The sequence below is a fragment of the Streptomyces sp. NPDC089424 genome, from assembly GCF_044749345.1.
In the GTDB taxonomy this organism is placed as follows: Bacteria; Actinomycetota; Actinomycetes; order Streptomycetales; family Streptomycetaceae; genus Streptomyces.
Genome location: NZ_JBIVHU010000003.1, coordinates 896,580 through 915,256, shown reverse-complemented (window position 1 = coordinate 915,256; position 18,677 = coordinate 896,580). Strand labels below are relative to the sequence as shown.

19 protein-coding genes and 1 pseudogene are annotated in these 18,677 nt (G+C 69.5%); 2 read left to right on the top strand and 18 right to left on the bottom strand.

What is annotated here, in order from left to right:
* Positions 1-121: 121 nt before the first annotated feature.
* The 4 genes from ACIP2X_RS19335 to ACIP2X_RS19320 form a co-directional block, all read right to left on the bottom strand.
* Positions 122-484, bottom strand: coding sequence for a hypothetical protein (locus ACIP2X_RS19335; protein ID WP_401674313.1), 363 nt, complete (start codon positions 482-484; stop codon positions 122-124).
* Positions 485-495: 11 nt separating this feature from the next.
* Positions 496-1,290 carry a hypothetical protein gene (locus ACIP2X_RS19330; protein WP_401674311.1) on the bottom strand — a complete coding sequence of 265 codons (795 nt, stop codon included), beginning with the start codon at positions 1,288-1,290 and terminating at the stop codon, positions 496-498.
* Between the two features lie 259 nt (positions 1,291-1,549).
* On the bottom strand, positions 1,550-2,257 hold the full coding sequence (locus ACIP2X_RS19325) for a hypothetical protein (protein ID WP_401674309.1): 708 nt from the start codon (positions 2,255-2,257) through the stop codon (positions 1,550-1,552).
* A 65-nt stretch (positions 2,258-2,322) separates the two neighbouring features.
* Positions 2,323-2,460 (bottom strand): hypothetical protein, encoded by a 138-nt coding sequence (locus tag ACIP2X_RS19320; protein ID WP_401674307.1) that lies wholly within the window; start codon positions 2,458-2,460, stop codon positions 2,323-2,325.
* A gap of 202 nt (positions 2,461-2,662) precedes the next feature.
* Between ACIP2X_RS19320 and ACIP2X_RS19315 the strand changes: the two genes are divergently transcribed.
* On the top strand, positions 2,663-3,157 hold the full coding sequence (locus ACIP2X_RS19315) for a hypothetical protein (protein ID WP_401674304.1): 495 nt from the start codon (positions 2,663-2,665) through the stop codon (positions 3,155-3,157).
* Between the two features lie 155 nt (positions 3,158-3,312).
* On the opposite strand, the gene ACIP2X_RS19310 is transcribed toward ACIP2X_RS19315, so the two are convergent.
* From ACIP2X_RS19310 to ACIP2X_RS19275, 8 genes and pseudogenes are all read right to left on the bottom strand, one after another.
* Positions 3,313-3,774, bottom strand: a complete 462-nt coding sequence (locus ACIP2X_RS19310) for a hypothetical protein (RefSeq protein WP_401674302.1) — start codon at positions 3,772-3,774, stop codon at positions 3,313-3,315.
* Positions 3,774-4,754 (bottom strand): hypothetical protein, encoded by a 981-nt coding sequence (locus tag ACIP2X_RS19305; protein WP_401674299.1) that lies wholly within the window; start codon positions 4,752-4,754, stop codon positions 3,774-3,776. Before ACIP2X_RS19305 ends, ACIP2X_RS19310 begins: the two co-directional genes overlap by 1 nt.
* 121 nt (positions 4,755-4,875) lie before the next feature.
* On the bottom strand, positions 4,876-5,595 hold the full coding sequence (locus tag ACIP2X_RS19300) for a hypothetical protein (protein WP_401674297.1): 720 nt from the start codon (positions 5,593-5,595) through the stop codon (positions 4,876-4,878).
* Positions 5,596-5,715: 120 nt separating this feature from the next.
* Positions 5,716-7,032 (bottom strand): hypothetical protein, encoded by a 1,317-nt coding sequence (locus tag ACIP2X_RS19295; RefSeq protein WP_401674294.1) that lies wholly within the window; start codon positions 7,030-7,032, stop codon positions 5,716-5,718.
* Positions 7,033-8,508 (bottom strand): hypothetical protein, encoded by a 1,476-nt coding sequence (locus ACIP2X_RS19290; protein WP_401674291.1) that lies wholly within the window; start codon positions 8,506-8,508, stop codon positions 7,033-7,035. It lies immediately after the preceding gene.
* On the bottom strand, positions 8,484-11,477 hold the full coding sequence (locus tag ACIP2X_RS19285; RefSeq protein ID WP_401674289.1) for a hypothetical protein: 2,994 nt from the start codon (positions 11,475-11,477) through the stop codon (positions 8,484-8,486). Before ACIP2X_RS19285 ends, ACIP2X_RS19290 begins: the two co-directional genes overlap by 25 nt.
* A gap of 338 nt (positions 11,478-11,815) precedes the next feature.
* Entirely contained in the window at positions 11,816-12,343 is a 528-nt protein-coding gene (locus ACIP2X_RS19280) for a hypothetical protein (protein ID WP_401674288.1), read from the bottom strand.
* 103 nt (positions 12,344-12,446) lie between these two features.
* Positions 12,447-12,671 (bottom strand): annotated as a pseudogene (locus tag ACIP2X_RS19275) (IS5/IS1182 family transposase); the annotation flags it as partial.
* 458 nt (positions 12,672-13,129) lie between these two features.
* Here ACIP2X_RS19275 and ACIP2X_RS19270 point away from each other — a divergent pair.
* A complete protein-coding gene (locus ACIP2X_RS19270; protein WP_401674285.1) occupies positions 13,130-14,017 on the top strand; it encodes a ribosome-inactivating family protein in 888 nt (295 codons plus the stop codon).
* A gap of 541 nt (positions 14,018-14,558) precedes the next feature.
* Here the strand turns inward: ACIP2X_RS19270 and ACIP2X_RS19265 are convergent.
* The 6 genes from ACIP2X_RS19265 to ACIP2X_RS19240 all read right to left on the bottom strand — a co-directional run bounded on the left by ACIP2X_RS19265 (position 14,559) and on the right by ACIP2X_RS19240 (position 18,620).
* Positions 14,559-14,936: a hypothetical protein gene (locus tag ACIP2X_RS19265; protein WP_401674282.1), complete on the bottom strand. Its 378-nt coding sequence runs from the start codon at positions 14,934-14,936 to the stop codon at positions 14,559-14,561.
* Positions 14,933-15,544, bottom strand: coding sequence for a hypothetical protein (locus ACIP2X_RS19260; RefSeq protein ID WP_401674280.1), 612 nt, complete (start codon positions 15,542-15,544; stop codon positions 14,933-14,935). Before ACIP2X_RS19260 ends, ACIP2X_RS19265 begins: the two co-directional genes overlap by 4 nt.
* Positions 15,535-16,344 carry a hypothetical protein gene (locus tag ACIP2X_RS19255; RefSeq protein WP_401674278.1) on the bottom strand — a complete coding sequence of 270 codons (810 nt, stop codon included), beginning with the start codon at positions 16,342-16,344 and terminating at the stop codon, positions 15,535-15,537. Before ACIP2X_RS19255 ends, ACIP2X_RS19260 begins: the two co-directional genes overlap by 10 nt.
* Before the next feature lie 68 nt (positions 16,345-16,412).
* Positions 16,413-17,090, bottom strand: coding sequence for a hypothetical protein (locus ACIP2X_RS19250; protein ID WP_401674276.1), 678 nt, complete (start codon positions 17,088-17,090; stop codon positions 16,413-16,415).
* Positions 17,091-17,223: 133 nt separating this feature from the next.
* Positions 17,224-17,781 carry a hypothetical protein gene (locus ACIP2X_RS19245; protein ID WP_401674274.1) on the bottom strand — a complete coding sequence of 186 codons (558 nt, stop codon included), beginning with the start codon at positions 17,779-17,781 and terminating at the stop codon, positions 17,224-17,226.
* Positions 17,778-18,620, bottom strand: coding sequence for a cupin (locus ACIP2X_RS19240; protein ID WP_401674272.1), 843 nt, complete (start codon positions 18,618-18,620; stop codon positions 17,778-17,780). Before ACIP2X_RS19240 ends, ACIP2X_RS19245 begins: the two co-directional genes overlap by 4 nt.
* Between the last annotated feature and the right edge of the window lie 57 nt (positions 18,621-18,677).

The following is an 18,677-nucleotide window of genomic DNA, read 5'->3' as shown; positions in this document are numbered from 1 at the left end:
CCGTGGGGGTGGCCGCCGCTGTCGGTCTCGTGCCGTGCGGGAAGCAGGCGAGGGTGGGCAAGGAGATCACTCCCGGAGTGGGGTTCCTCGCCCGGACCTAAACCAGCGGCTGGTCAGGAGTCTAACCGGCGGCCTGCTCCTCAACCTGTGGGCCGTCATACCCGGACAGGCTCCGCGCGGTGCCGTCCGACAGGCCCACCGTCCGCAGCTCCTCGTACTGGCGGAGCCGCGCCGCCGCCTCGGCGGCCTGGAGGTCGGCGAGGCGTGCCTCGTGGGCCTGGTTGATCTCGGCTCGCGTCGCCTCGTACTGCTGCTGCGTCAGTACCTCGGCGCCCTCGGGAATGACTGGGTCCATGCCGGTGACGGCGATCTGGCCAATGTGGCCGTCCGCGTAGCGCAGGAAGTGCACCACCGGCTCCGGGGGTGCAGGCGGGGCGCCTTCACCGGTCCAGGGCAACGGCCAGCCAGGCAGGGGATGTCCCATTGCAGCGCTCCTCACAGACTGACGATCAGGGACCGGATGATGAAGTGGATTTGGTAGTAGTAGGCGCCGCCGGCGCCTCGCCCGCCGGTCGCGTTGAGCGTCACCGGCATGGTCGCGCCCGGGGCGAGGAGCGTGGTCTCCGCGAGGAGCTTGGTGCCCTGGGCGTGCGTGCCCACGATGGTGCTCGTGCCGGAGTTGCGCATGTAGTACATCTCGTCACCGGCCTGCCCCGTCCCGGCTGAGGCACCGGCCGGTAGGACCACGTACACGTCGATCTCGCGCTCCGTCAGCACCAGCGCGGAGCGGCAGGGATCAGGGTTGGTCACGTTGACGGTGAAGCTGTCCAGCACGGTGTTCTGGGCGGCCGGGATGACGATGTCGGCGTAGCTCCGGTTCTCGCTGTAGGAGGCGAACGACACCGAGCCTCGCGGCTCCCCGCGCAGCCGCCCGTTGCTGTCGCAGGCGATGACGCTGCCGTAGTTGTTGATATTGCACGGGTAGGGCCAGGTGCCGGTGGCCACCACTAGGGGCGAGCTCGCGGTGCCGTCGCCGTCCAGGCCGCAGCCGCTGAGCACGGCGCCGCCAGCCGTGGGCACGTATAGGCCGCCGTCCGGTCCGATGGTGACGTTGTTCCCGGCCTGGCCGGACAGGTCCGCGGCGATCTCGCCGGTGGCCTGGTTGAAGCTGATGCCGTCTCCGGCCGACAAGCACGCGCGTACGTTCTCGCACGGGGTCTCCGCGCTGATGACGTAGGGGTTGGCCGCCGAACCCGAGCCGCTGACGACGACGTTGGTCCCGGCCTCCACCGCACAGTTGCACGCCCCGCCGGCGCATCCGCACCTCGCCACTGCTCCCACCGTCCCTTGGGGGTTGGATCGTGGCCCGGACCTAAACCAGCGGCGCACCGTCGAGTCTATCGACGCCCAGTCCGGACACCATCGCGGACAGGTCCGGAGCACTGTCCGGACAACGCGTGGCCCCTGTCCGGGCGATGAGCACCGGACACCTCCTGACCTGCACGGACACTGTCCGGACACGCGTGCCCGGCAGTGTCCGGACACGGGGTCAGCCGTACAACTCCACGATGACCATCCCGCCGCTCCCGGCGGTGCCGTTCACGCTGTCGCCGTCCCTCGCCAGGGCCCCTGCGGCGCCCGCGCCGTAGCCCCGGCCTGCGCCCCCGCCGCCGGTGGAGGCGCGCTGCCAGCCGCGGTGACCGAGGTGGGAGTCCCCGCCCTCCCCGCTCTGCCCCTCGCTACCGCTGATCCGGAAGGAGCCCCCGCCCGGGCCGCCACCCATCGCCCAGTCCCCCACACCGGCGAGGGGGCCGGACGTCCCTGAGTGACACACGGCTGTCGCTCCGGACGTCATGACCACCTGGCCACCGTTCCCGCCCAAGGCCGTGCACAGGCCACCGAAGGAGGAGCCCCCACCGGCGCCGCCGTCCACCGTGGGCGTTCCGGCGTCCCCGCCCACCCCGACGACGATGGACTCCGTCGCGCCGAGCGCGGAGGCCTCGATCATCCGCTCCGCGTACCCGCCCCCGGACGCGCCGGGGTGGGCCACCATCTGGCCGGCGTTCGCCCGGGCCCCGGCCGCCCCGCCTCCGCCCGCCTGGACCATGACGCGCACTCGCGCGAGCCAGGGGTAATCCGCCTTCTCGAACGTGTAGCCCCCCGGCTCCTTGAAGTACAGGACCTGCCGCAGGCCCTGCTGTCCGGGGATGAGCGTCAGCCGCCCGTCGTCCCCCACCTCGAAATACTGATCGTCCACGCATACAGACGCGATCGGACTCACCCTTTGTGTCCCTAGAAGTGAGTCCGGCCCTAAACCAGCGACTACGCGTTCATGGTAGTGACCCGCTTCCAGCGGTGGCCGTGCTTGAGCTTGGACACGTCGGAGCGGTCGATGCCGTGCTCGTCGGCGATGGCCTGCTGGTTCTCGCCCGCCCAGGCGCGGGGGACGATGTCCTGCACCTGAACTGTGGTGAGGGTGTTCCGCCCGTCGCTCGCCGTGGGTACTCCGGTCGGCCTCTCCCATGTCCGCCATGTTCTGCTCGCGCAGGTCCGAGGATGCCGTCTGAGATGCGTGAAAAGCTCCGCGATGAGACCCTGATGGTGGGGTCGTCTATGGGGTAGGGCATCGTTAGGCGCGTGGGAAATTCAGCGAGGTCCCATCATGAAACTCGGGCGTATTGCAGCAGCGGCAGTTATCTCGATATCCATCCCATTCGTCGGTGCAGCTCAGCCTGCCGAGGCAGCAAATAAGCACACCGCAAGGCTCCAAGGGACTATAAACGTTTACGAATGTTGCGGGTTCCTCGGCGCGGCCTCTGATACACAAGAGCGCGAGTTCGATCGCACTCTCAGGCTTGCTCATGGTGAACATAAGTGGTTCAAGGAAACGGAGTGTGCAGGCGGTGAAGCCAGAGGCGAGCTGACCGTGAACGTGCGGATGGTGAGTGACGAAACTCTTCAGGTCTGGTCGGTTCTGAATTTGTGGGAAGGCGGTAGCTGCGGGAGCCTCGATCGCGATGGCTATCAGTCTGGCGCGACTCGGCTTCTCCCATCGGGTACAGCGCAAACGTGGGTTTTGAGTGCGGCGAATGACGAATGGCACTCGGCGGATACGACCAAGGCATGGTTCAGCGTTACCCATAAGGTCGCGCCCTGATGCTCAGTTGTCGCTGAGCCGCGGGGTAGTTGGTGTGTGGGGGTGTGTGAGCCGGGATGTTGGTGGTGGGTCGATAAATAGTGGGTCACGTCGACTCCCCCATTCAGTCGGCAATGCAACCTCCGTGCCTGGTCCCCACCTTCGCATGTGGTGACCTAGCTTGCCTCGGGGTTGGGACGCGGTGCACGGACATCCTGGACGCTCACGTGCACCGCGACGCCGGGCCCGGCCGGCTCCGTCACCCCGCTACCTCGCCGCACCCTGGTGCGCCACACCCGGACGACCAGGCACCAGGCGGTGACCTCCTCCAGCGCGACCACCACGGTGCGCTCCTCGTCGCTGGGGTCCGGGTCAACGGCGACCGCCGTCACGGCCGGAGGCACCGCGTACGGGGCCGGGAACTCCCACCGGGCCCGCCCGTCCTCGCCGGTGGTCAGAACGGCGGCAGCAGGCCGTGCAGCCACGCGCACGGCGCCCTGGGCGGCCGGGTCCTGCTCGGGCGGGGGGCTGCTGGTGCGGCGCCGGGCGGCCACCCTCGTGCGCTGGTCCAGGGTGGACAGCACGGAGCCGAGTGGGTTGCCCACGATCCGGCGGGCCGGTGATCCTCGCATGGCCATCAGGGGGTCTCCGCTCCGGTCGCCGCTACCTGCACCTGCACGCTCTCCGTGCCGGGGTCTTCGCCGCTCCCGCCCGTCTCGGTCACCTTCACCCCGGTGATCTTCAGCCGCTGGCGGACGGTCCGGCAGGTGCCTGCGCTGGTGACGTCCAGGCACCAGCCGGGCACGAGGGACGGCACGTCGATGGCGGCCAGGGGGCTGATGGTGACCTGCTGGGTGTCCACCACGACGGGCACCGGCAGGCTCGCGCGGCGGCGGGCGCGGGCGGCCTCCGTCGCGCTGGCGCTGTCGGTGATCTCGCTCATCTCCACGTACCGCTCGTGCAGGCCGTAGTAGGAGTCCACGCCGCCGAACTCGCCGATGGCGCCGCTGTCCTCGCTTCCGGCGACCACCCACCGGGAGACCAGCGCGGCGCCGTCCTCGGCGACGGCCAGGCCCTCCGGGAGGTCCGCGTCCGACAACCGGCCCACGGCGGCCAGGTGGTCCTCCGAGAGCAGCAGGATCTTGGAGCCGATCGCTGTGTAGTCGATGCCGGCCTCCGCCAGTTGGGACAGGTGGTCGCCGGTCTGGCCGATGTTCTGGCTGTACTCCCGAGAGCCCGTCACGCCGGCCTTGCCCACCACCTGCACCGTGTGGCCGGGGTCGTCCGGGGCGAAGCCGTCCTCGATCAGCCACTCGGCGACCTCGGCCAGGTCCGTGTTGGTGAACACCTTGTCCGCGTGGATGACGCGCCGGTCCAGCCACGCCAGGACGTCCTGGGCGTTGAGTTCCACCTGGCCCAGCGACCAGTTGATACCGGTGATCGGGCCGTCCCACACGTACCGGTCGTCCCGGAAGACGACGAGGCGATGAGCCCAGGTGGACAGGCGCCCGAGGCGGTGGCAGCAGTCCCCGTCCGGGTTGATGACCGCACGCGCCGTGCTCACCCCGTCCAGCACCCTGGACCATTCCACTTCCACGAGGACGTTGGCCGAAGCCACCACCGCGCCGCCTCGGTCGAGAATCTGGACGGCGTGCGTTCCGCACCCTGCAACGGCCACGGCCGGGCCCCTCTCGTACGAGATAGAGCCCGGCCCTGAACCAGTCGACTGCCCGGCCAGATTACGGCAGGCGTCGCCAGGTCCGCCGTGCCACGACGTCGCTGACCGTCTGTCGGCATACGCCGTACTCGTCGGCCAGAGCCTGGTAACTCTTCCCAGCCGCCGCCCGCTCACGGATGCCGGTCACCTGCTCCGCCCGCAGTTTGCTGCTGTGGTGCGCCTCGCCGACCTGCACGCCAGCGTCGCCCCGGTCGAGGACGTTGCGCGAGTTGTCCCCCAAGGTGAGGTGGCGGATGTTGACGCAGCCGTTCGCCCCGCTTCCGCCGTTGCAGGTGTGCAGCACGTGCTGGCGGCCGGGGTCGCCGTACCGGAGGATCCATACGTACCGCGAGGCGTTCATGAAACCGTCGCTCGTGTTGACGTTCCAGTGCCCGGTGCGGTGCGGCGGGATGACGCACTCGCTGGTCTCAGCGTGTGCGGCCGCGCGCAGGAATGCCTGCATCTCGCCGTGGCCTAGCCGCTTGAAGGCGAGCGGGTCGCCGTGGCGTCGCTGCCGGTCGTAGTGCTTGCGGCACAGGAGGTTGCCGTAGTTGTCCCCGGTGCACTTCACGCCGCCCTCGACGACCGTGCACTCCCCGTCAGCGGGCAAGTTCCTGCGGCGACGGCCCGCCGGATCCGCCCAGTTGTGGCTCCGCGACCACTCGTAACAGGCGAGACACCAGCCGCGCGCCAGGCGACCGACCGTCCCGCACTCGGGCACCTTGCACGTACCCTTTGCCATGCCGAGCCTCCAAACAGGTTCGGGGCCCAGGGCCGGGAGCTCCTACCCTCCCGCCGGGGCAGTTCGGTTGTGGCCGTCAGCCTAGCGTCTACGCAGGTCAGAGGCGGTCCTGACGTTCTCTCACCGGCCCCGGCCGGACACGTTGAGCGTGACCACGGCGTCCAGCGCTGGGGGGTTCTCGATGTCCGATTCGATGCACAGGCAGAATGTCGAGCACTCCAGCGGCTTGTAGGTGGGGGGCATGCCGTCCATGCCGTACACGTCCGGGCTGGACTCGCAGGCGCCGCCGCACTCCACCGTCGCGCGGCCGGTCTGCCCGTCCAGCGTCACCGCCCCGCCCGGCGGTACGTACGCGATGTGCCAGTAGTTGACGGGGGTGCACCGGTTGAAGTCGGCGGTCTCCTCGCACGTCATGCCCACCTCGCCGCTCTCGTAGATGGCGATGGTCAGGTTGCGCAGCTCGCTGGACCCGGACCGGACGGTGACGACGGGCAGGTCGGTGGACCAGTTCGGCCGGTTGGTGAGGTCCAGCGGGTAGCAGGCGCGCTCCGTCGCCAAGGGCAGGCAGAAGCACGTGGACAGCGGGGCGCCGGGCAGGGGTGGCGCCTCGGGCATGCAGCGGGTGTCCGCGCACGCGGCCGTGGGGTCCACGCAGGCGGCGAACTTGCAGCCGCCCGGGCAGCCCTCGCCGGTGGGGTGCACGCACCAGTCGATGCAGTCCCCGTCCAGGTTCATGGGCGGGGTGACGGCCATGACCGGCATGAGGTCCGTCCACAGCCACGGCACCGCGGCCGTCATGACCCACTCCACCGTGATGATGTCCGCGCCGGACTGGCAGGTGCCGTTAGTGCAGCCGGTCCCGGCCCGGGCCGTGACCCTGGGGCCATCCACCGGGGCGACGCGGCGCAGCGTGCGCCGGTGCCGCGCGTTGAACTCCGCTGGCGTCAGCCCGTCCCCGGGGCAGCAGTCGTACACCACAAGGCAGTCCCCGTCGCACTCCCCGGCCGTGCAGCCTTGCAGCGCCTGGGCGAGGAACTGGAGCCCGTACTGGACGCCGCAGCAGGTGGACCCGAGCAGGATCGCCGTCACGGTGATGGTGCGCGGCAGTGCCCGGGCGGGGCCGATGGCGCCGCCGCCGGCGATCCCCCCGGTGACGGTGCGCTGTACGGGGTGGTCGTCCAGGCCGGTGACGTCCAGGACCATGACGCCGGCGAACTCGGTGGACTCCGGCACGTCCGGGTCGTACCAGGGCGCCGGGTTGTCCTCGTCGTCCGGCGTTGTGTAGGGCAGTTGGTCCAGCACCTCGTGGGTGAACGCCGTGCAGCCGCATCCGGCATGGGAGTCCAGCGGGGATCCCACCGTCTTTAGGTACTGCTGGAGGCGGGTGTGGTTCACGATCTCCACGCCGCCGTACTCCATGTACCACTCAGCCGCCATCTAGCTCACTCCTGCCGCGAGGACGAACCGGTTGATGACGCGCTGTGCGGTCACGTGCGCGTCCCCGACTTCCCTGATCTCCCAGTGGTGGTTGTGGACCACGGAGCCCCCGGCCTGGCCGTCCCCGCCGGTTGCGCCGGCCCTGGCATGGCGGACGCGCTGCGCGCGGGTCAGCGGGATGACGTCCGCCCCGAGGTCGCCGCCCACCCCGGCCAGCGACGAGGAGACCCGGCCCGGCAGCAGGTCGAACTGGGAGCTGACGGCGTTCACCACCGCCCGGGCCGCCGCGGTGGCGGCGCGCAGGATGCCGGCGATGCGGTCCACGATGCCGAGCTGGAGGCCCAGGCCGGTGTAGTCGCCCAGGCGCCGCATCACGCGGGACGGGCTCTTGATGCGCAGCGCCGTACGGATGGCGGACTGCATGCCCTTGGCGATGTCGAGCATCAGCCGCTCGATGTTCTTGCGCTGCGCCTGGAGGCCGCTCAGGAAGCCCTTCCCCGCCTGTGCGCCCGCGTCGAACAGCACGTCCGCGCTGGTGTTGCCCAGGGTGGTGGACGCCTTGGCCAGGTCCGTCTGGAGGGTGTTGAGCCGCTTCAAGCTGTCCTTGGTGGACCCGGCCAGCGCCGCGGCGATCTGCCCGCCCTGGACGGAGCCGAGGCTGACGATCTGCTCCAGCAGCGACTTGGACAGGCCACGCCGGGAGAGGTTGCCGAGGTTGGCCGTGAACGTGCGGACCTGCTGGACGGCGTCCTGGAGACCGAAGGCCAGGCCCCTGGCGGTCACGTTCTCGGTGCCCTGCGTCAGGCTCTGCAGGCTGAACGCCTCCAGAGCCTTGCTGGTGGTCTCGGCGGCGAACTTCTGGGCGTCCGCGATGCGCTTTGCCAGGGCGTCCCGCTGGCTGGCCAGGGTCTGAAGGCGCCTGTTCCCGGCGTCGACCATGGCCACCAGCCGGTCATCCAGCCGGCTCGCCCTACCTGAGAAAGCCTCCTGGATATCCCTGACCAGCTTCTCCGTGGTGCTCTTGATCTGCGCCGCGGTGCCGGTCAAGCCCTCCAGGAAGCCACGCCCGACGAACCGGCCGATCCGCTCGAACACCTTGCTGGGGCTGGCGATCTCCAGGACGTCCCGGGCGGCGACCGCCGCGGTGTTGGCCATCTCGCCGGCGGCTGTGGCGATCCGGCCGGCGCCCGAGCGGATGCCGTCCACCATGCCCTGCACCACGTTGGTGCCTACGTCGTCCAGGAGCTGCCCGACGCTGGCGAGTAGCGCGCGCAGGGTGGAGACGGCGCCGCCCACGGACGTGCTGCTCGTGGTGGTCGCCGCGGTGGCCGAGGCGGCCAGGGTGCGTGCCTGGCCGGCGAGGATGCCGAGCAGGCCGGACTGGTGGGCGAGCTGGGCGGCGCGGCGGGGGTTGGTCAGTGGGATGACGACCTCGGGCCCGGCCTCGCCGATCAGGGCGTGCGTCGGCCCGTACACGATGCCGCCCTTGGCGAACGGCAGGTACTGGACGGGATGCCGGCCTTTACCTTGGAAACGATCTGCGAGCCGATATTGCCGATCGCGGACAGGATCCGCCCGGGCATCTCCCGGAAGAGCGAGACCACCCCGGAGATCAGGCCCGAAACGGCGGAGCGGGCCCGGCTGCTGGCGCTGGTGAACGCGGACGCCAGCCGGCCGGGCAGCCCGGACAGGGCGCTGGCCACCCGGCCTGGGAGCTGCCGGAAGAAGTTGGCGGCCGTCGACAGGAACGAGGTGATCCGCGACCGCGCGGAGTTGAAGGCGCTGGTGAAGTTCCTCAGCAGGAACGAGCCCAGCGAGGACAGGGCAGAGGCGACCCGCCCGGGCAGCGCCCGGAAGAACCCGATGGTCTGGTTGATCCAGGCCGTAACCCGCGCGCGGGCGATGTTGAACCCAGTCACGAAGTTCCGCAGCAGGAATGCGCCGAACGTTGCCAGGGCGGAGGCGACCCGCCCGGGCAGCGCCCGGAAGAACTCGATCGTCTGGAGGATCCACGCCGTCACCTGCGCGCGGGCGGTGTTGAACCCGAGAGTGAAAGCGGACACCAGGGACTGGCCGAAGCCGACGACGGCGTTGTAGATCCGGCCGGGCAGTTCGGTGAAGACGAACACGATCCCGGCGACACCGGTCAGCAGGCCGATGATCACCAACGCCACGGCGCTGGTGAAGGCGTCCACCAGGAGCCCGGGCAGCGCGGCCAGCCCGGCGGCGATCCGGCCCGGGAGCTGGACGAAGAAGTCGAGCACCGAGGTGGCCCCGGCCTGCACGGCGGTCGTCGCGCTCTGCCAGGCGCTGGCGAAGAACTGGCCGATGGTGGAGCCCAGCGACGACAGCCCGGAAGTGATCTTGCCTGGCAGGCCGGTGAAGAACCCGACCACGGCGTCGATACCGGTCGACACGGCGGAGCGCGCCGAGTTGAAGGCGCTCACGAAGAAGTCGGCGATCCCGGAGGCCGCTTCCTGCACGAAGCGCACCGCGGCCAGGAACCCGACCTTCAGGGCGTTCCCGACCGCGTCCACCACGGCGCGGACGGCGCCGAACCGCTGGTAGAGCAGGTAGATCGCTGCCACCAGCCCGATGACGGCCACGACGATAAGACCGATCGGGGAGGCCGCGAACGCCGCGTTGAGGGCCAGCCACGCCCCCTGGACGAGCCGGAAGACGGCCACTGCGATGCGCCACGCCTTGACCACCAGGAGCATGGCCCCGGCCGCGACGATCAGCGGCGCGGCCAGGTCGATGACGGGGGCGAGGAATTGCAGGATCAGGGCGACGCCGGGAGCAAGCGCGGCCACGAGGTCGGCGGCACTGCGGGCCAAGGCAGCCACGGCGGCAGCCACGGGCGGCAACGCCGGACCGAGGGAGACCACGGCGGCCCCGAGCTGCTGGAAGACGACCGCCAGTTGCGGCATAGCCCCCTGGATCGCGGAGCCGAGCTGATTGATCGTCTGGACGATCACCGGCCCGAGCTGCTGGAAGATGGGCGCCAGGGCCGGGGCGATCTGCCCCACGTTCGACACCAGGGCCGCGATGATCGGGCCGAGCTGCGCGGCGACCGCACCGACGGTGCCGAAGATGTTCCCCAGGGCCTCCTGGCCCTGGGTTGAGTTGACGAACTCGCTGACCGCCTGGGTGATCCGCTGGAGGTTGGCGAGCACCCCCGCGCCGGCGCTCTCCCCGGCGCGGAACATGCCGGAGAAGATGTCCTGTACGTTCCCCGCGAGGTCGCCGAGCTGGGCCAGGGTGGTGAGCGCCCCGTCCACCCAGGCGACGGCCTGGCCGCCCTGGGCGATCCGCTGGAGCCACGCCCCGAATTTCGCGCCCAGGTTGTCGATGCCGCCGGCGAGTTCACCGCCGAACCGGTCCGAGACGACGGCCGCTACCTGGAGCAGCCCGGCCGTCAGCTTGTTCGTGGTCTGCGAAAAGCCCTCGGTGGCCGCCTGAGCGGCGTTGAGGATGCTCTGGACGTTGGCTACGCCTTGGGCGCCCCGCACGTACCCGAGGGCGTTCCTGGCCGCCGCACCCCAGGCAGTGGAGATGCCGGTGAGCCCGGACTTGAGCGGCCCCGCCAGGGCGGCGGCCGTCTTGGTGATCTCGCCCTCGATCTTGGCGAAGAAGCCGTCTTGGACGGACTCCTTCAGGTCCTCGAACGCAGGCTTTAGGGCCCTCACTTCGCGGGCCGCCGCCTGGGCCTTGGGCGACAGGCCCTCCAGCGTTTCCTCGAACGCCTCGGCGTCCTCCGTGAGGGCAGCCGAGAACGCGTCACCGACCCCGGACAACGCGAGCTTGAGGCCGCCCAGCACGGCCGTGAACCCGAGGACCACAGCGGGCAGGGCGGCGAGCAGTCCGGCCGCTGGGGCCAGGACCACCAGGAGCTTGCCGATCGCGGTGGCGGCACCGGCGGCGGCGATACCGAGAGCGCCGATCTGCAAGGCGCCGACGATCGCGCCGCCGATCCGCCCCGCCACAGCGCCCAGGCCAGCCAGGGCCCGGCCCAGGCGGCCGGTGTCGAAATCGACGTTGACCGTGACAGTGGGCGCGGAGTGCGCGCGGATACGGGCGTCGAAGTCGGTCAGGTCCGGGACGACCCGGATGCTCACCTCCTCACCCGCGAGGAGCGCGCGGATCCGCTCCACAAAGCCCGTCAGGTCCGGCGCGACGGGCAGGTTGAGCGATTCGATCGAGCGGAGCGCGGTCAGGAGTTGGGCGTCGAAGCGGCTCAGGTCCGGCTCGACCCTGACCGCCACCGTCGTGGCGGTCAGGCCCCGCTGGATGTTGTCCCGGATGCGCTCGCCGACGTCCCGGGTGGCTCGGTCCAGCGCCCGCCGGATCCGGAGCCCTAGGTCACGGGCATCTGCGACGGCGTCCGCGTCGTCCAGATCGATGGTGATCCGGGCATTGCCGTAGTCCTCGTCCTCGCCGGCCACCGGGCCCCCACTGGGTGAGTGGTGGTGCCCGGCCCTTAACCAGTCGGCGAGCGGCGGCCCCGCACGGGGGCCTGCCGTGATCCCAGACTATCCGTTACGACCGCCGGTGACCTGGGCGTCCTCGGCTGCCACGCTGGCCATGAGGGCCTGCGCCTGGGCCATGCTCATGCCCCGACCCTGCGCCGCCGCCCCAGGCGCTCGGCCGGTGGGGCGCTGCCCTCGGGGCGGGGCGTACAGCCTGGCCCTGGTACGGGCCCGCTCCTGGTCGTCCTTGGCGCTGGCATCAATGGCCGCCTCGGCGGCGGACAGCAGGGTACGCAGCTTCCACGCGTGGATGTCTACCCCTTCGAGCGCGAGCGCGCCGGCCCACTCTTCCCACCCCTTGGCGATGCTTTCGCAGAGCCGCCAGACCGCCCAGTAGGGCGGGCGTTGGTGCCACCGCCGTACAGCTCCGTCACCCACTCCATGAGCTGGACCAGGACGCGGTCCGGCATCTGCATGGCGTACTTCACGCGTGCGCCGGCCACAGCGTCGGCGGCCTGCTGCGCCTCGTCCCAGTCCTGGTGGGTGGACAGCGTGGTGCCGTCCTTGGTGACCTCCAGGGCCAGGAACTCGCTGGCGCTGTCGGGGAGCATGAGGCGGGCGACGAACTGGCGCAGGCCGCGGGTAGCGCCGCGCAGCTTGGACGGGTCCATTGTCGACAGGTCGTCCAGGTCAATCCCGGAGGCGGCGGCCTGGGCCTCCTTCAGCTCCGTGAAGGCGTCCATGAACTCATCACCCATGACCTCCGCTTCGAACAGCAGGTCATGTCCGTTGACGGTGGCGACGTGGGGTTCGGTGTTGAACGCAAAGCTCTTGGTTGCCACGGGGTGTGTCCTTGTCCTCCGTGCCTCGCCCGGCCCTCAACCAGTCGGCGTGCAGATCAGGGTAGCCCGCGAGCGGAACTCGCCCCTCCTGGCACCGGACGCTGCCAGACTCAGGGCATGTCCGAAGCCTCTTCGTGCGGGCGAAGACGTGGTCGACACGGGCCCGGACCTGCTTGTGGGACTTGTTGTGCGCCTGCTTCCAGGAGGGCAGTTCCTCGTCCTTCGCATGGCGGCGATGTGGGATGACCAGTCCTGTTCCCCGGTAGCCGCCGTCGGCGATGGTGGTCGCGGAGCCGACGGCAGTCTTGGCGCCGGACTCGCTCCAGGCCCAGTCGTGGCCAGGCGCTACGGGACAGCCCTTAGCCTATGCAAATCCCTCCCTGGCTGACTGATGACGACTGACGGAAACTGCACTGGCGCCACGCCACCAAGCCGAACAGCGCGCTTCGACCCGAAGATCGCCAATAGGCCCTGCAGTGCGGTGACAGTGAGTGGCGTCAAACTGAACCGAGTTCTCGATGCACTACGGGAATTGCGCGAGCACAGGAAGTGCGCTCGCATTCGCGTGTCGCGACCAGGGCATGCCCTCTAGCCAAGAGGGATTTGCGGCGCTCGCGTCAGAAATTGTGCCATTTCACCTCGCAGTCCACTCATGGTGATCATCGAGAAATCTCCCTGCAGAATTACTGCAAAACCATCAGTCAAGGAGTGGCAGTGTCAATTAGCCCACCTCAGGTACTCCCAATGCTTGGCCGCACTGGGTTGAAAAGAAGTGTGGCCCTTTTTGTGGCCCTCTTCGTAACCCTGGCCACGTTCGTTCTGGGAGCCCCCGCAGCAAAGGCCGATACTGGGACCAACCGAATTGGTCACGTGTGGATGCATCTCGATGACCAGCCCAGCACCCAGCAGGCAAGCCAGTACCTGGGATTGCTCCAGAGCTTCCAGGGTGCCTCGGCGCATTATTGGCAGCAGGGCATTGCGGCCACGCAGACGAGCGAAAGTTCGTTGATCCGAATGGATCTGAACTTCGCAGGCGAGTCATTGTGGTTGTGGTTCACGCCGGAAGATCTCTATCTTCGCGGGTTTACCAACCACTACGGCGACACCTGGACCTTCAACGACAATGACTGGAACCTCGCCGAACACATGCACCGGATAGCGACCGATCGCAGCCCAGATGTGGGTTTGCTCCCCGATCTGACGCGAATCCGCACTCTGCACTTCGGGTCGAACTACAACAGCATGGCCGCCAATGCTGGCGGCATCAACCGGGGGAACCTGCCCATCAGCTACACGGCAGTCTGGAATGCTGCGTGGCAGCTGCAGTACGGCGATAGTACCGCTATGACGGCACAATCTCTGTTGCTCATGATCCAGTTCACTTCTGAGGCCGTCCGCTTCTGGGACGTCTACGGGCTCTTCCGGGGTGTGATGGAAGACGGCACGCGGCGGATTGGCGTGCCGGCCAACCATCAGGAGCTCGAGAACCATTGGAATCAGATCGGGCGCTTTGCGCAGGACTGGTACGCCGGTCGGAATCCCCGCCCGGTGAACGTCGGTCCCCACGCTGGAGTGATTTCCAACATCAGCCAGGTGAGGGAGAACCTCTGGACGATCCTGGGCAACCCGGCTACCACCAGCTATACGGGCGACTGGTGGCACACCGAGCTCTAGCAGCGGTCCGCTGCGGGCCTGTCAGCCCTCGACGTGTTCTGGGGGTGGTTGCAATACCCTCGGGTGTTGTCTAGACCACCGAGGAAGCTCGCACAGGCGATCGGCTGCGGTGCCCCAGCCCACTGTGCGCCCACGTAGGCGGCCGCACAGTGGGCTGGGCCTTTCGGCCGGTGGCGGCGGCATGCTGGTGAGCACGGACGATGGTGGAGTCGATCTGGAAAGCCAGTCAATGTCACCGGCTGCCTCGGCGTGGGCTTGGATCTGCCGTAGAGCGTGGGTGGACACCCCGTCGAGGGCGTAGCGGCGGAAGCGGGTGACACGGTCTTCCACGGCCCGTAGCGCTCCGGCAGGTCACGTCAGGAGATCCCGGTACGGATCTTGTAGACCATCCGTCGATGACCTGCCGGTCCTCCGCACGTGGCCGCCCCATCGCCGCCCGGAGTATCAGCGGAGTGAGTAACTCCCAGCTTGAGATTTAACCCGCATTAACGCTGGGTGCGTGTCTCGCATACTGATCCAGATCATTATTACGGGACACCCCTTACCGACCCAGGCGCAGCGCGCGGGCAAGGAAGTTGTTGGGCCGCGTGCCGGGGTGGCGGACCAGCTTGGTAAACACGACGTCGCTACCGACCTCGAACCGTAGGGCCTTGGCGCGGCGGGGGCGGATCAGGTGAGGGCGGGTGCCGTCCAGGACCAGCCGGGCCTTGGGGTGGGTGCAGATGACCGCACCCTCCAGGCCGCGGGCCCCATACCGGATGTCGGTCTCGATGTAGTCGCCCATGCTCCCGGGAGCCTCAGCCTGGGCGATGCGGGCGACACGGTCCAGGCGCTGCTGGAGCTTGCGCCTGGCCAGCCCGTTGCGGGCTCGCAGCAGGCGCGCGATGGCGCCTTGGTCCACGCGTACCTCAACCGTCATGCCGTCGCCTCCTGGGGGCATCCGCAGCCCGGCAGGGCCACGGTCAACCGCTGCTCCAACCCCACGCACATGCCCTCCGGGCCGACCGTCTTGGACTCCCCGACGAACACCACCCGGCCGCGCCGTCGTTGCTCGCCGGCCGTCGGCAGGCAGCACTCCAGGGCGTTGCGGACGACCACCATGTCCGTGTGCAGGATTCGGGCCGCCTCCCCCAGCGCGTCGCAGGATGGCGGACAGCCGCCGTCATCGAATGTGGGGGCGCAGCGCAGCAGCGTGACCAGGAGCTCCACCGCCATGGCCGTGGGCGCCGCGCAGGTGAGCCGGCCACGGGCCTGCGTCGGGGGCAGGTTGCGGTCGGCGGTGGGGAACTCCGTGGACGGGTACAGGCGGGCGACGTTGACGGAGAGCTGGCCGCCGCCGGCCCCGGCCGGGGTGGTGTTGCACGGGTCGTCGCAGGAGTCCCATGCCGGAAGTCCCGGGACCAGGCAGGACCGGCAGGGGCATCCCGGCTGGCCGTCGACCTGGGCGGCGGCGTCCTGCAGCGCGGCGCACACGCAGCCCAGGACGGCCTCCGCCGCGTCCTGCACGGCGGTGAGGTTCAGGGCCATGTGGTCTTCCTCGGGCGGTTGTAGTCCGGCGAGTACACGCGGGACGGCCGGGTGAGCCGGCCGGGGTTGACGGTGGTCAGGAACAGGTCGACCAGGGGCAGGCCGGTCAGGCCCGAGCTGTAGAAGACGGTGGGGTCGGGCATCTCCATCTCGACGCCCTGGCGCTGGAGCCTGGTGATCTTGTTGTTGGCTTTGCAGCCGCAGGAGCCCGTGCCGCCGCATCCCTTCAGCAGGTGGCAGGTCAGCTCCGAGACGGCGGCCACCGCGGAGTCGTCCGGCTCGATGCCCAGCCGGTAGACCACGGTGAACGTGCCCTCGGTGAACTCCGGCTCGGCCATCTCCTGGCACTTGGGCCAGCACTCCCCGCCCAGGCGCACGAGCAGGCTCGGCGCGTCCACCCGGTACTCCACGCCGGGCACCAGGTCCTGGCCGTCCACGTTGACCCGTACGACGTCGTGCACGGGGCCCTGCAGCTTGACCTCGCACAGCTCCGAGCAGGAGCAGCCCGAGGGACGGCAGCCGCACACGCTGGCGTTGCGCCATGCCCCGTCCGTGCCGATGTACGGCACCCATGGGCCGGTGCCCACCCCGGCCTGGAACGAGATCGGGCCGTCGTCCAGGCACGCCTGGCGGCAAGGCCTTACGGTCACCTCGCATACGCCGATGCGCCGGCCGGACAGCCGCCACAGGATCTGGGTGGCCACGCGCTGCCACCGGGCGAGCGTCTCGGCCTCCACGCCCTCCACGTCGCAGCACAGGTCCACCGGCCACGGCTCACACGCGGTGGTCTGGAGCGGCACGGCTCCACCTCCCTCCTACGGCGCAGCCGCGCGACGCGGGGCCGCGCGGCTGCAAGGTGGCCACCAGGTCAGGCCGGAACCGGCATGTAGTCACAGGACGGCGCCGGCGGGGGCGTGGTCGTGACGAACGTCCGCCGGTGGCAGTTGGCCTCTAGCGGGGTGAGCAGCGGCCCCGGCGTGCCCGTCGCGTCGGTCGGCATGACGTCGTACGGACCGACACCCCAGGCGCCGCCCGTCTTGGTGGACCCGGTGATCCGGAGGGTGACCGCTTCCGACCCGATCTCCAGGTCGCCCAGCAGGCCGTTGCTGACCCAGGGCAGCAGGAAGTAGATCCACTGGCCGGTGGCGCCTTCCTCGCACGCCTCGCCGAGGACTTCCGCCCACAGCTCCAGCGCGAAACCGGTGTCGCACTTGACCGAGCAGGTGTCGAAGCCGATCGGGGTGCCGTCGTAGCCGAGCACGACCGGGTTGCCGGTCAGGATCTCGATCAGCTCCGGGGAGACGCTGAAGACGTTGAGCTCCAGGTCGAAGCCGCGGAACGTCGGGCAGCCCTTCTTGTAGCCGCAGACGCGGCCGTTGGCCGCCTTGTACTCGATGTCCTCGCCGTCTTCGCTGTTGTTGTTCATGGCCAGGGAGGCGAAGCAGTCGAAGACGTAGCCGTTGTCCTCGCCGACGATGGGGTTGCCGCACTGGTCAACCCTGGTGACGCGCATGACGTCCGCGTTTGCAATGAGCGGGCAGGACATGCCGGTCCTCCTAGGAACAGGAGTCCGGCCCTCAACCAGCGACATGTGCGTCCGGCCCTAAGCCAGCGACGAAGTCAGTCTAGCTGCGACCGGGCTGGTCAACCCGGCCGCAGCCTGCGGTTGCAGGCATTAGTCAGTCCTCCCTGTGGACCTGGCGGCGGTGGCTGTCGCGGCCGCGCTCGGTGTTGAACTCCCGGGGGCACAGGTAGCACGCGAAGGAGCTCCCGTCGCCGACCGCCTCTCTGTCCTGGTCGTTTCCCTCATCCACATCGGTGAGGGCGTCCTCCAGCGGCGCGAAGTCCGATTCCGGGCCGTGCTCGTCGCCGCGGTCCCCTCCCACGGCAGCGTCCGACACGGGCGGTTTCGTAGCGAGCCGTACGACGTCCGTGCGCGGGTCCCCACGGGTCATCAAGGCCTCAGGCGTGGCGACGCCCAGCAACTCCGTCCCGGCCAGGTCCTGGTGGCCGCCGGGCTCTGTCAGGCCGTTGGTGGCGTCCTCGCTCGGGGAGACGTACCGGTGGCCGTCGACGAGGGCGCCGATCAGCACCTCCTCCGGGGCGTGGACGAAGAGGCAGGCCGGTACACCGAACTCGCCCAGTCCCACGGTGCGCACCTTGGGCGTCTGGGCGGTCGCCCAGCGGGCAAACGCGACGAGGCGGGACCGCTCGGGCTTGACAGTGATCATGATCATGGACTCGCCCTTACCTGCACTGCGCAGATTGTGCAGGTTGTGCCGACGACGACCGTCCGCTCCGCCAGCACCCTGCGGTCGTTGTTCTTGATATTCACGGAGGCGGACGCGCGGGAGCGGTCCGGGATCACGTCGACCGGTCCACGGCGGATGGCCAGAGGACCGGTGATGTACAGCCAAGCAGCGCCAGGTTCGGCGGGAATCCCGCCCGGGCCCAGGTTGAGGTAGGAATAGCCGGCGCCGATGACGGCGCAGTTCCCGGCCATGGTCCGGAGCCCTCCGGCTACCGGGTCGTCATGGAGGACGTTGCAGCAGCCGAGCAGGGCGGCGACGCCGACGGGGATGTGGAGGGTGCCTACGCCTCCGTAGTTCTCGGCCAGGCAGCCCTCCAGTGCGGCCACGCCCTGGGCGATGTTCAGCGGGCCCTCGGCGGGGGTGGTGTCCACCGCCTCCACTGAGAGCTTGGTGCGCATGAACCCGGCCTCGATGGCGTGCTGCTCGCCGAGCGCCAGGGAGGCCAGCGCCTGCCCTCGGGCTTCGGCGTACGAGAAGCCGGGGGCGGAGCACTCCGCGCCAGCGTAGATAGTGATGGGTGCCGCGTGCTCGGTGCTTGGGCGGCAGAACTCCTTCTGCGTTGGGTCACCAGGCTGCGGGTCCTCACACGGGTCCGGCCAGTCCCGGGCCGGGCAGCAGCCGATGGACAGCCACTCCACGCCGTTGAGCTGGTGGATCTCGTCCTCGGTGACATCGGTGACGTTCGTGCATGAGGCGCCGAGGATGCCGCGCGGGAGTGGCGTGCCAGGGATACCGGGGACGACTTGGCGCAGTCCAGCAGGCATCACGCACCTCCAGTCTTGGGTGGTTCGCGTGCCGGGCCTTGTGTCAGGTACAGGGGC